Source organism: Agromyces sp. H17E-10, from assembly GCF_022919715.1.
Lineage (GTDB): Bacteria > Actinomycetota > Actinomycetes > Actinomycetales > Microbacteriaceae > Agromyces.
On the sequence record NZ_CP095042.1, the window covers coordinates 2,532,319 to 2,544,348 of the forward strand.

The 12,030-nt window shown below is 72.4% G+C and carries 8 protein-coding genes; 7 read left to right on the top strand and 1 reads right to left on the bottom strand.

What is annotated here, in order from left to right; translation table 11 throughout:
• The first annotated feature begins 235 nt into the window (after nucleotides 1-235).
• Together MUN74_RS11485 and MUN74_RS11490 are read left to right on the top strand one after the other, a co-directional pair.
• Nucleotides 236-2,257 carry a DEAD/DEAH box helicase gene (locus MUN74_RS11485; RefSeq protein ID WP_244852266.1) on the top strand — a complete coding sequence of 674 codons (2,022 nt, stop codon included), beginning with the start codon at nucleotides 236-238 and terminating at the stop codon, nucleotides 2,255-2,257.
• Between the two features lie 94 nt (nucleotides 2,258-2,351).
• Nucleotides 2,352-3,131 carry a hypothetical protein gene (locus MUN74_RS11490; protein ID WP_244856523.1) on the top strand — a complete coding sequence of 260 codons (780 nt, stop codon included), beginning with the start codon at nucleotides 2,352-2,354 and terminating at the stop codon, nucleotides 3,129-3,131.
• Nucleotides 3,132-3,137: 6 nt separating this feature from the next.
• Here MUN74_RS11490 and MUN74_RS11495 read toward each other — a convergent pair whose 3' ends face one another.
• Nucleotides 3,138-5,285, bottom strand: a complete 2,148-nt coding sequence (locus tag MUN74_RS11495; RefSeq protein WP_244852268.1) for a RecQ family ATP-dependent DNA helicase — start codon at nucleotides 5,283-5,285, stop codon at nucleotides 3,138-3,140.
• 193 nt (nucleotides 5,286-5,478) lie between these two features.
• Here MUN74_RS11495 and MUN74_RS11500 point away from each other — a divergent pair, with 193 nt between their 5' ends.
• From MUN74_RS11500 to paaZ, 5 genes are all read left to right on the top strand, one after another.
• Nucleotides 5,479-6,798 (top strand): MFS transporter, encoded by a 1,320-nt coding sequence (locus tag MUN74_RS11500; protein ID WP_244852270.1) that lies wholly within the window; start codon nucleotides 5,479-5,481, stop codon nucleotides 6,796-6,798.
• A 195-nt stretch (nucleotides 6,799-6,993) separates the two neighbouring features.
• Entirely contained in the window at nucleotides 6,994-8,187 is a 1,194-nt protein-coding gene (locus tag MUN74_RS11505; protein ID WP_244852271.1) for a thiolase family protein, read from the top strand.
• Nucleotides 8,187-8,948 (top strand): enoyl-CoA hydratase/isomerase family protein, encoded by a 762-nt coding sequence (locus MUN74_RS11510; RefSeq protein ID WP_244852273.1) that lies wholly within the window; start codon nucleotides 8,187-8,189, stop codon nucleotides 8,946-8,948. The genes MUN74_RS11505 and MUN74_RS11510 overlap by 1 nt, the downstream gene beginning before the upstream one ends.
• Before the next feature lie 89 nt (nucleotides 8,949-9,037).
• Nucleotides 9,038-9,850 carry a 3-hydroxyacyl-CoA dehydrogenase family protein gene (locus MUN74_RS11515; RefSeq protein WP_244856434.1) on the top strand — a complete coding sequence of 271 codons (813 nt, stop codon included), beginning with the start codon at nucleotides 9,038-9,040 and terminating at the stop codon, nucleotides 9,848-9,850.
• 47 nt (nucleotides 9,851-9,897) lie between these two features.
• Nucleotides 9,898-12,006, top strand: a complete 2,109-nt coding sequence (paaZ, locus tag MUN74_RS11520) for a phenylacetic acid degradation bifunctional protein PaaZ (protein ID WP_244852274.1) — start codon at nucleotides 9,898-9,900, stop codon at nucleotides 12,004-12,006.
• The last annotated feature ends 24 nt before the right edge of the window (nucleotides 12,007-12,030 follow it).

Consider the following 12,030-nt stretch of genomic DNA (forward strand, 5'->3'; position numbering starts at 1 on the left):
TTCCCACCCTGTACGGGGCTTTCACAGCCGGTTTCCGGTAGTCTCGACGGGTCGGTTCTGGACACCGCGTTCGCGCGGATGGGTTTGTGAGTCTGAAGGGCCGGTTCCGAGACGTCCGGTCTCGGATAGTCACCGTATGTGAACGGCCCCGGTCGACGATGTTCCGGGTTCTCAGCGTGCTGCGCTCGCAGCCGCGCTGCCATGTACCTCTCGTACAACCCAGGAAGTGTCATCCATGCCCAAGAACAAGAAGCCCAAGGGCGGCCGACCGGCCGCGAACTTCGACCCGTCGTACGCGAAGGGCGGCAAGTCCGGCCGCAAGCACGGCGCCGCCGGCGCACAGGGCCGCAACTCGCAGAAGGCCGGTTCGCGCAGCCCCGGCCACCGCGGCTACCGCCCCGAGGAGGAGGCGCCCGCCAAGCAGCGCTGGACGCGCGACGAGCGCGTCGCGTCGGGCCGAACCCCGCACCGCGCCGACCGCGAAGGCCGTGCCGGCACGTCGGCTGGTCGAGGAGCGGAGCGCAGCGGAGCGTCTCGAGACCACCGCGACGACCGTGCGCCCCGCCGCGAGTACGGCGACCGCCCTGCACGTCCGCAGTACCGCGAGGAGCGCCCCGCCCGCTCGTTCGACCGTGACGACCGTGCGCCGCGCCGCTCCGACCGTGACGACCGTGCGCCGCGTCGGTACGAGCGTGACGAGCGTCCGGCCCGTTCGTTCGACCGTGACGACCGTGCGCCGCGTCGGTACGACCGTGACGAGCGTCCGGCTCGTTCGTTCGACCGTGACGACCGTGCGCCGCGCCGCTACGACCGCGACGACCGCGCGCCCCGCTCGTACGAGCGCACTGAGCGCACCGACCGCGCCGACCGGCCCCGTCGCGACGACCGTTCGCCGCGCCGCGAGTTCGACCGTCCCGGCTTCCGCGACTCCGAGCGCCGGCCCTCCAACTTCTTCCCCGCCCGCGATTCCGCACCTCGCTTCTCGTCGAACGACGACGTCGTGCTCGAGCGCCTCGCCGCCGAGGCCATCACGGCCGACGCCGTCGAAGGCGTGACCTTCGCCGACCTCGGCCTGGGCGGCAACGTCGTGCGCACCCTCGAGGAGCTCGGCGCCATCGCGCCGTTCCCGATCCAGGCAGCGACGATCCCCGTCGTGCTCGAAGGGCGCGACGTGCTCGGTCGCGGCCGCACCGGCTCGGGCAAGACCATCGCCTTCGGCGCCCCCGCCGTCGAGCGGCTCATGCAGCTCTGGTCGGCATCGGGCAAGGCAGGAGGCCGTCGCCAGTTCGGCCGCAAGCCCCGAGCGCTGATCCTGGCGCCGACCCGTGAGCTCGCCCTGCAGATCGACCGCACCGTGCAGCCGATCGCGCAGAGCGTCGGCCTCTTCACCACGCAGATCTACGGCGGCGTCCCGCAGGGCCGTCAGGTCGGCGCGCTGCAGCGCGGCGTCGACATCGTGATCGGCACCCCCGGTCGTATCGAAGACCTCATCGAGCAGGGTCGCCTCGACCTCTCCGAGGTCGTCATCACCGTGCTCGACGAGGCCGACCACATGTGCGACCTCGGGTTCCTCGAGCCCGTGCAGCGCATCATCCGCCGCACCGCGCCGGGCGGACAGAAGCTGCTGTTCTCGGCGACCCTCGACACCGGCGTGGCCGCGCTCGTCGACGAGTTCCTCGTCGAGCCGGCCGTGCACGAGGTCGCCGGTGAGGACCAGGCCTCGTCGACGATCGACCACCGCGTGTTCGTGATCGACAACCGCGACAAGCGCGACATCGTCGCCGAGCTCGCGAACCGCGAGGGCAAGACCCTCGTCTTCAGCCGCACGCGCGCCTTCGCCGAGGATCTCACCGACCACCTCGAGGACGCCGGCATCCGTGCCGTCGCCCTCCACGGCGACCTCAACCAGGCCAAGCGCACGCGCAACCTGCAGCAGCTCACGAGCGGCCGGGTCGATGTGCTGGTCGCGACGGACGTCGCGGCCCGCGGCATCCACGTCGACGACATCGACCTCGTGATCCAGGCCGACGCGCCCGACGAGTACAAGACCTACCTGCACCGCGCCGGCCGCACCGGCCGCGCCGGCAAGGTCGGTCGCGTAGTCACCCTCATCCCGCGCAACCGCCAGCGCCGCATGGCCGAGATGCTCGGCCGCGCCGAGATCGAGGTCGACTTCGAGGACGTGCGACTCGGCGACGAGGTGCTCGTCGCCGTCGGCCGCCTCGACGACACGGCAGGCGACACGACCGCTTCCTGACGCCGAGGGGGTCGCGCCGCTAGCATGAGCGCGACGCGACTCCCCGGCACGGCCGTCGGGGCTCGGGCGGGAGCGCGGTGGGAGGCGCACCCGCATGACCGATGAGCAGAACCCGCAGGCCGCTCCGCTGTCCGGTCAGCCGGCCGCTGCGCCGTCGCCCGCCGGAACCAATGCCCCTGCCGGAGCTGCGGCAGCGGCATCCCCGCCCGTGAACCGGACGATGCTCATCTGGTTCGGCGTCATCATCGTCGTGCTCTCGTTCGTCGCCGCGTTCCTCGGATCGTGGGTCGCCCGCGGCGGCACGCCCGAGGCCGCCCCGACGCCGACCCCGACGGTCGACGAGGCCGCCTACGAGGAGGCGATCGAGGAGATCCTCCCCGCAGGCTCGGCGGTGCGAGCCGGCAGCGGCGCACCCGAAGCGGGCAAGGGCTACGAGGGCGACGTCTACATCGACATCACCGATTCCGACGTCTACCTCTTCAAGGACGGCGAGTGGACGCTCGTCGGCAACATCCGAGAGTCGGCCGCCGAGAACCTGACCGGGGCGAAGGGAGCGACCGGCGCAACCGGTGCGACCGGCGCGCAGGGCGAGACCGGAGCGACCGGGGCCACGGGCGCGCAGGGCGAGCCGGGCGCACCGGGTACCCAGGTGCTGCTCGGTGTCGGCGCTCCCGCGAACGACACCTGCACGGCGAACGGCGACGTCTACATCGACACCTCGACCGTGCAGTTCTACGAGTGCGCGGCCGGATCATGGCGACTCTTCGGACCGCCGTCGACCCCGGCACCCGCGCCGACCGAGCCGCCCGCCCCGAGCGACGAGCCGACCGACAGCGAGGCGCCGGCCGATACTGAGGCGCCGGTCGGCGGCTGACCGCCGCTACCCGCGCACCGCGAGCGCGAACGGCAGCACCTCGGTCGCCCCGGCCCTGCGGAGTTCGCGGGCGGCGACCGTGAGGCTCCAGCGGCTGTCGACCTGGTCGTCGACGAGCAGCACGGGCCCGGCGGGCACGTCGAGCCCCGCGGTCGAGAAGCGGCCCCACACGCCCGCGAGCCGGAACGCGCTGTTGCCGCCCGGCTGACCGGTCGGCCCGCCGTCGACGAGTTCGAGCGCGCCGAGGTACGGGAGGCGCCCGACCTCGGCGATGCCGCGGGCGAGCGAGTCGACGAGCTGCGGCTTCGAGCGCGACGGCATCGCGATCACGGCGACCGGCCGTTCGGCCCAGCCCCACTCGGCGAGCACGCGCACGCAGCCGTCGAGCACGCGCGGAGGCACCGGTGCATCGGCCGCGCCCGCGGCGAACAGCTCGCGCAGCGTGCCGCCCCAGCCGAGGTCGGTGAGCCGGGCGAGTGCCCGGCCCTCGGCGGCCCGCTCGTCGGGCGCGATGCGGCCCTTCACGGGCACGCCGAGCCGATCGGCACCGGTCGGCCACTGCGCGCGCGGCTCGATCGGCACGCCGACCCGGTCGAGGGCACCGCGTGCCGCTGCGGATGCCTCGCCGCCGACGGCCGTCGGGTACCAGGCGCCCGCGCAGTTGTCGCACCGGCCGCACGGCGCCGCGGTGTCGTCGTCGAGCGAGCGCTGCAGGAACTCCATGCGGCAGACGTCGGTCGTCTCGTACTCGATCATGTGCTGTTGCTCGGCCTTGCGCTCGGCCGCGATGCGACGGTAGCGGTCGCCGTCGTAGACCCACGGCGCGCCGGTCGCGACCCAGCCGCCCTGCACCCGGCGCACCGCGCCGTCGACGTCGAGCACCTTGAGCAGCAGCTCGAGCGGCGTTCGGCGGATGTCGACCATCGCCTCGAGCGCGGGCGTCGACGTGGGCTGCTCGGGCGAGAGGGCCGAGATGACCCGGTTCGCCCGTTCTTCGTCGGGCATCGACGCGGTCGCGAAGTAGTGCCAGATGTCGGGGTCTTCGGTGCCCGGCATGAGCAGCACGTCGGCCGACTCGGTCGCGCGGCCCGCTCGACCGACCTGCTGGTAGTACGCGACGGGTGACGACGGGGCGCCGAGGTGCAGCACGAAGCCGAGGTCGGGCTTGTCGAAGCCCATGCCGAGCGCGCTCGTCGCGATGAGCGCCTTGACCTCGTTGCGCTTCAGCATGCCCTCCGACTCGGCACGCTCGTCGGGGTCGGTCTGGCCCGTGTAGGCGCGCACGGCGTGGCCGTGCTCGCGCAGCAGGCGCGCGGTGTCGTTCGCCGCGGCGACCGTGAGCGTGTAGATGATGCCCGAGCCCGGCAGCTCGTCGAGGTGGTTCAGGAGCCAGGCGAGCCGGCTCGGCGAGTCGGGCAGGCGCAGCACGCCGAGGCGCAGCGACGCCCGGGCGAGCGGCCCCCTGATCGTGAGCACGTCTGCGGCGGCATCCCGGTCATCGACGTCGCCGCCCCTCGCGTCGGAGCCGCCGAGCGCCGCCGTGGTCGCGCCCAGCTGCTCGGCGACGTCGGCCACGACCCGGCTGTTGGCGGTCGCGGTCGTCGCGAGCACGGGAACGTCGGCCGGCATCTGCGCGATGAGGTCGCGCAGGCGCCGGTAGTCGGGCCGGAAGTCGTGCCCCCAGTCGCTGATGCAGTGCGCCTCGTCGACGACGAGCAGGCCGATGCGGTCGACGAGGGCGGGCAGCTGCGTCTCGCGGAACGACGGGTTGTTGAGCCGCTCGGGCGAGACGAGCAGCACGTCGACCTCGTCGGCCGCGAGCTGCTGCTCGACGTCGCGCCACTCGTGCGCGTTCGTCGAATTGATCGCGACGGCACGCACACCGGCCCGTTCGGCGGCGGCGATCTGGTCGCGCATGAGGGCGAGCAGCGGGGAGACGAGCAGGGTCGGGCCGGCGCCGGCCCGCCGCTGCAGCAGCGTCGAGACGAAGTACACGGCCGACTTGCCCCAGCCGGTGCGCTGCACGACGAGCGCGCGCCGCCGCCCCTCGACGAGCGCCTCGATCGCCTCGAACTGGCCGTCGTGGAAGTCGGCGTCGTCGCGGCCGACGAGGTCGCGCAGGGCGTCGAGGGCTGGCTGGCGCAGGTCGGTCATACCCTCAAGCCTGCCTGATGCCGCCGACAGCTGCCGATGCGGTGGGGCTCTTCCGCGCGACCGACCCGATGCGATACGCTCTCAATTCCCTACCGAACAATCGGTCAGGAAATCGAGCACGACGCGGCCCCCGTCCCTCCCCGGGCCGTGCCGACCGCCGACCTGGCCGCCCCCACAGAACAACGGAGTTCGCATGTCGACTGCTGTCACCGACCCCGCACCGCCCCGCAGCATCACCGCCGAAGAACGGAAGGTGCTCGCGGGCACCCTCGTCGGCACCTCGATCGAGTGGTACGACTTCTTCATCTACGCGCAGGCCGCCGGCCTCGTGCTCGCGCCGCTCTTCCTCGCGCCCGTCGCCGAGTCGAACCCGGGCCTCGCCCAGGTGCTCTCGTTCGCGACGATCGGCATCTCGTTCCTGTTCCGCCCGCTCGGCGCGATCGTCGCCGGCCGACTCGGCGACAAGCTCGGCCGCAAGAAGATGCTCGTCTTCACGCTCGTCATGATGGGCCTCTCGACCGCGCTCATCGGCGTGCTGCCGACGTACGCGGCGATCGGCATCGCGGCGCCGATCCTGCTCATCCTCCTCCGCATCCTGCAGGGCTTCTCGGCGGGCGGCGAGTGGGGCGGTGCGGCGCTCATGGCCGTCGAGCACGCGCCCAACGCGAAGCGCGGGTTCTTCGGTGCGTTCCCCCAGATCGGCGTGCCGGTCGGCATGATCCTCGCGACCTTCACGCTCTGGGTGCTCACGAGCTCGATGTCGCCCGAGGCGTTCATGGAGTGGGGTTGGCGCATCCCGTTCCTGCTCTCGATCGTGCTCATCATCGTCGGCTACGTCATCCGCAAGGCCGTCGAGGAGAGCCCCGTCTTCGAGGAGCTGCTGCGCCGCCGCAAGGAGGCCTCGGCCCCGCTCCGCGAGCTGTTCCGCAAGAACACGAAGCAGGTCGTGCTCACCGCCGTGATCTTCATCGCGAACAACGCGGCCGGCTATCTGCTCATCGCCTACTTCGCGACCTACGCCGTGACGGCCCTCGGCATGGACCGCCCCGCGGTGCTGCTCGCGACGACGCTCGCCTCCTTCGGCTGGCTCGGCTTCACGCTCTGGGGCGGCCGCATCTCCGACCGGCTCGGCCGGGTGCGCACCTTCCAGGTCGGCTACGTGTTCCTCGCGCTCTGGGCCGTGCCGATGTGGTTCCTCATCGACACCGGTGAGATCCTCTGGTATTTCGTCGCGCTGTTCGTGATGACGTTCGGGCTCGGCCTCTCGTACGGGCCGCAGGCGGCGCTCTACGCCGAGATGTTCCCGGCCAACGTGCGCTACTCGGGCGTCTCGATCGGGTACGCGCTCGGTGCGATCCTCGGCGGTGCGTTCGCCCCCATGATCGCCGAGGCGCTCATGAACCAGTTCCACCAGTCGTGGACGATCGGCGTCTACATCGCGATCGCCGCCGTCATCTCGCTCATCGGCGTCTCGCTCGTGAAGGAGACGAAGGACGTCGACCTGCTCGACTGATCGTTCGACCGGCACGGATGCCCCGGGGTGCGCGTCACCCCGGGGCATCCGTCGTCTCTGCCGGATCGATGATGCGGAAGTCGCGGCGGGGCCCGCGACATGCCATAATTACTTCCCGAACGCTCGGTCAGGAATTCGGCCGGGCGATACCGTGCACACGGTGCCCCATCGGACGACGCAGTCAGGAGAGAGCGCATGGCCGAGGCCTATCTCGTCGGAGGGGCGCGCACGCCCGTCGGCCGCTACGGCGGTGCCCTCGCGACCGTCCGTCCCGACGACCTCGCGGCGCTCGTCGTCGGCGAGGCCGTGCGCCGATCGGGCCTCGCGCCCGGCGAGGCGGGCGAGATCGACGAGGTCATCCTCGGCGCGGCGAACCAGGCGGGGGAGGACAACCGCAACGTCGCCCGCATGGCCGTGCTGCTCGCCGGGCTCCCCGACGAGGTGCCGGGCGTCACCGTCAACCGGCTCTGCGCGTCGGGCATGTCGGCCATCACGATGGCGGCCCAGGCGATCCGGGCCGGCGACGCCGACCTCATCGTCGCCGGCGGCGTCGAGTCGATGACCCGCGCGCCCTGGGTGCAGCAGAAGCCGAGCTCGGCGTGGGCGAAGCCCGGCGCAGCGTACGACACGTCGATCGGCTGGCGCTTCCCGAATCCCGAGCTCGTCGCGCGCGACAAGGCCACGTTCTCGATGCCCGAGACCGCCGAAGAGGTGGCCAGGGTCGACGGCATCACGCGCGCCGAGGCCGACGCGTTCGCGCTGCGCTCGCAGCAGCGGGCAGCCGCGGCGATCGCCGCGGGTCGCTTCGAGGCCGAGATCGTCGGCGTGCCGACGCATCGCGGCGACGTGCTCGTCGACGAGGGGCCTCGCCCCGACTCGACCCTCGAGGCCCTCGCCCGGCTGCGTCCGGTCGTACCCGGCGGTGAGGTCGTGACGGCGGGCAACTCGAGCTCGCTCAACGACGGCGCCTCAGCGATCGTCGTCGCGAGCGGTGCCGCGGTCGAGCGCTACGGACTCACGCCGCGGGCGCGCATCGTCGTCGGCACGAGCGCCGGCATCGCCCCCGAGATCATGGGGCTCGGTCCCGTGCCCGCGACCGAGAAGGCGCTCGAGCGCGCGGGCATCGACCTCGACGAGATCGGCTCGATCGAGCTCAACGAGGCGTTCGCCACGCAGTCGATCGCGTGCATCCGCCGGCTCGGCCTCGACGACGCGATCGTCAATGCCGACGGCGGCGCGATCGCCCTCGGGCACCCGCTCGGCTCCTCCGGGTCGCGACTCGTCGTGACCCTGCTCGGCCGCATGGAGCGCGAGGGCTCGCGCTACGGCCTCGCGACCATGTGCGTCGGCGTCGGCCAGGGATCGGCCCTCATCGTGGAGCGGGTGTGATGGGCGACGACACGACGAACCCGGGCGGTGAGACGCTCCGCATCGAGCGGCTCGACGACCGCGTCGTCGCGACGCTCGACCGCCCCGAGAAGCGCAACGCGATCGACCAGGCGACGATCGACGCGCTGCACGCGCTCTGCGCCGAGCTCGAGGCCGACCCGCGCATCCTCATCCTCACGGGCGCCGGCGGGGTCTTCGCCTCGGGCGCCGACATCGCGCAGCTGCGCGACCGCCGCGCCCACGACGCGAAACGCGGCATCAACGCGAACGCCTTCATCCGCATCGCCGACCTGCCGATGCCCGTCATCGCCGCACTCGACGGGTACGCCCTCGGCGGCGGCGCCGAGCTCGCGTACGCGGCCGACATCCGCATCGCGACGCCGTCGCTGAAGATCGGCAATCCCGAGACGGGGCTCGGCATCATCGCCGCGGCAGGCGCGAGCTGGCGACTGAAGGAGATCGTCGGCGACGCCCGCGCGGCCGAGCTGCTGCTGACCGGCCGCACGATCGATGCCGCTGAGGCGCTGTCGATCGGGCTCGTCTCGTCGGTGCATCCCGCCGCCGAACTGCTGCCCGCCGCGCACGCGATCGCCGATCGCATCGCCCGCAACGACCGCGCCGCGACGATGGCGACCAAGCGCGTGTTCCGTGCGCCGCGTTCGGCGCACCCCGCCGTCGACCTCGACGAGCAGGCGGTGCTGTTCGAGAGCCCCGAGAAGATGCGGCGCATGACCGAGTTCCTGGAGAAGAGGTCGAAGTGAACGACGCTGGTCTCGATTCGGCGCTGCGCGCCTCCTCGACCACGGGTGCAGGAGCGCCGTCTGCGGTCGGCGTGCTCGGCGGCGGACGCATGGGCGCCGGCATCGCGCATGCCTTCCTGCTCGCGGGCTCGCGCGTCACGGTCGTCGAGCGCGACGCCGAGGCCGCCGGTGCCGCTTCGTCGCGCGTGCTCGAGTCGGTCGACGCCTCGATCGCGCGCGGCACCGCCGACCAGGATGCCGCCGCCTACGCCGGCCGTTTCGCGACGAGCACGTCGGTCGAGGCCTTCGCGGAGTGCGGACTCGTCGTCGAGGCGGTGCCCGAGGACCTCGGGCTCAAGATCGATGCGCTCACCAGGGTCGAGGCCGTGCTGGCCCCCGGTGCTGCGCTCGCCTCGAACACGTCGTCGATCTCGATCGACCAGCTCGCGGCCCTCCTCTCGCGGCCCGCCCGCTTCATCGGCATGCACTTCTTCAACCCCGTGCCCGCATCGACCCTCGTCGAGATCGTGCGGGGCGCGGCATCCGAGGCATCGCTCGTCGACGACGCGCGCGACTGGGTGCGCGCGATCGGCAAGACGCCGATCGTCGTCGCCGATGCGCCCGGCTTCGCGTCGTCGCGGCTCGGGGTCGCGCTCGGGCTCGAGGCGATCCGCATGCTCGAGGCGGGCGTCGCCAGTGCCTCGGACATCGACGCCGCGATGACGCTCGGCTACAAGCACCCCGTTGGCCCGCTGAAGCTCACCGACCTCGTCGGCCTCGACGTGCGGCTCGGCATCGCCGAGTACCTCGCCGAGACGCTCGGCGAACGATTCGAACCGCCGGCCCTGCTGCGGCGCCTCGTCGCCGAAGGCAAGCTCGGCCGCAAGACGGGCCAGGGCTTCTACGAATGGGATGCCTCGTGAGGGGTCTCGACACGCTTCGCTACTCGACCACCGAGAGGGACTGACAGATGACGACCGAGATGCTGCCGAGCTACGTCCGCGGCGAGTGGTGGACGCCCGCCCCTGAGGCCGCCGAGCGGGCGACCGAGGTGCGCGACGCGTCGACCGGGGAGGTCGTCGCCCTGGTGTCGACCGAGGGCCTCGACCTCGGCGCCGCGCTCGAGTACGCGCGCACCGTCGGGCAGGCCAGCCTCGGTGGGCTGACCTTCCACCAGCGGGCCGTGCTGCTCAAGCAGATGGCCCTCGCGCTCACCGAGCGCAAGGCCGAGCTGTACGAGCTCTCGAACCGCACGGGCGCGACGAAGCAGGACTCGTGGGTCGACATCGACGGCGGCATCGGCGTGCTCTTCACTTACTCGGGCAAGGGCCGCCGTGAGATGCCGAACGCGAAGGTCTACGTCGACGGGGCGGTCGAGCCGCTCTCGAAGGACGGCTCATTCCTCGGGCGGCATATCTACACGCGCCTGCCCGGGGTCGCCGTGCAGATCAACGCCTTCAACTTCCCGGTGTGGGGGTCCCTCGAGAAGTTCGCGCCCGCGTTCCTCGCCGGCATGCCGACCGTCGTGAAGCCCGCCACGCCCACCGGCTACCTCGCCGAGCACATGGTGCGCATCCTCGTCGAGTCGGGCCTCCTGCCCGACGGGGCGCTGCAGCTCGTCTCGGGCAGCGTGCCGACCCTCTTCGACGAGCTGCGCCTCGGCGACCTCGTCGGCTTCACCGGGTCGGCCTCGACGGCCGAGCGCCTGCGCGCGCACGACTCGGTGCAGACGGGCGGCGTGCGGTTCACGAGCGAGACCGACTCGATCAACGCGAGCGTGCTCGGCACCGACGCCGTCGCGGGCACACCCGAGTTCGACGTGTACGTGAAGCAGCTCGTCGTCGAGATGACGACGAAGGCCGGGCAGAAGTGCACCGCCATCCGCCGGGCGATCGTGCCCGAGGCATCCGTCGACGCCGTCATCGACGCCGTGCGCGCCCGCATCGCCGAGCGCGTCGTCGTGGGCGACCCGCGCGCCGAGGGCGTCACGATGGGCCCGCTCGCCTCGCTCGAGCAGCGCGACGAGGTGCTGCGCCAGGTCGGCCGGCTCGAGGCCGCCGGCGGCGAGGTCGTCGTCGGCTCGACCGCCGCGCCGACGGTCACCCTCGCCGACGGTTCGCAGGGCGAGGCCTCCGACGGCGCCTTCGTCTCACCGGTGCTGCTGCGCTTCGCTGATTCCTCGGCCGAAGCGCTGCACGAGGTCGAGGCCTTCGGCCCCGTGTCGTCCATCGTCGGCTACGGCTCGCTCGACGAGGCCGCCGCGCTCGTCGCGAGGGGCGGCGGGTCGCTCGTCACGAGCGTCGCGACCCACGACCCCGAGGTCGCCGTCGCGCTCGCGGCGGGCATCGCCGCGTACAACGGGCGCGTGCTCTTCCTCGACCGCGACGACGCACGGACCTCGACCGGGCACGGCTCGCCGCTGCCCAACCTCGTGCACGGCGGGCCGGGTCGGGCCGGAGGCGGCGAGGAGCTCGGCGGCATCCGCGCCGTGCTGCACCACATGCAGCGCACCGCAGTGCAGGGCTCGCCCGAGATGCTCACCGCGCTCACGGGCGTCTGGCACCAAGGCGCCTCCGCCCGGCCGTACCAGGCCAGTGGCGAGCCGCACCCCTTCCGCAAGTCGCTCGCCGAGCTCCGCATCGGCGACCAGGTCGCGTCGGCGCCGCGCGTCGTCACCCTCGACGACATCGAGACGTTCGCGAACTTCACGGGCGACACGTTCTACGCGCACATGGACGAGGAGGCGGCGGCCGCGAACCCGTTCTTCCCCGGTCGGGTCGCGCACGGTTACCTGCTCGTGTCGTGGGCGGCGGGCCTCTTCGTGGACCCCGAGCCGGGCCCGGTGCTCGCGAACTACGGCCTCGAGAACTTGCGCTTCATCACGCCCGTGTCGCCCGGCGACGAGATCCGGGTCGAGCTCACGGCGAAGCAGATCTCGCCGCGCGAGACCGACGAGTACGGCGAGGTGCGCTGGGACGCGGTGCTGAAGAACCAGGACGACGAGCTCGTGGCGACCTACGACGTGCTCACGCTCGTCGCGAAGGAGCGGGCGACGAAGCAGGAGTCGCAGCCGGCATAGGCGGCACGCGCCGTCGCCGGCGCC

What these genes read in the sequence shown, in the direction of transcription:
- MUN74_RS11485 (WP_244852266.1), top strand. Translation starts at nt 236, where the DNA reads ATGCCCAAGAACAAGAAGCCCAAGGGCGGCCGACCGGCCGCGAACTTC.
- MUN74_RS11490 (WP_244856523.1), top strand. Translation starts at nt 2,352, where the DNA reads ATGACCGATGAGCAGAACCCGCAGGCCGCTCCGCTGTCCGGTCAGCCG.
- MUN74_RS11495 (WP_244852268.1), bottom strand. Translation starts at nt 5,285, where the DNA reads ATGACCGACCTGCGCCAGCCAGCCCTCGACGCCCTGCGCGACCTCGTC.
- MUN74_RS11500 (WP_244852270.1), top strand. Translation starts at nt 5,479, where the DNA reads ATGTCGACTGCTGTCACCGACCCCGCACCGCCCCGCAGCATCACCGCC.
- MUN74_RS11505 (WP_244852271.1), top strand. Translation starts at nt 6,994, where the DNA reads ATGGCCGAGGCCTATCTCGTCGGAGGGGCGCGCACGCCCGTCGGCCGC.
- MUN74_RS11510 (WP_244852273.1), top strand. Translation starts at nt 8,187, where the DNA reads ATGGGCGACGACACGACGAACCCGGGCGGTGAGACGCTCCGCATCGAG.
- MUN74_RS11515 (WP_244856434.1), top strand. Translation starts at nt 9,038, where the DNA reads ATGGGCGCCGGCATCGCGCATGCCTTCCTGCTCGCGGGCTCGCGCGTC.
- paaZ (WP_244852274.1), top strand. Translation starts at nt 9,898, where the DNA reads ATGACGACCGAGATGCTGCCGAGCTACGTCCGCGGCGAGTGGTGGACG.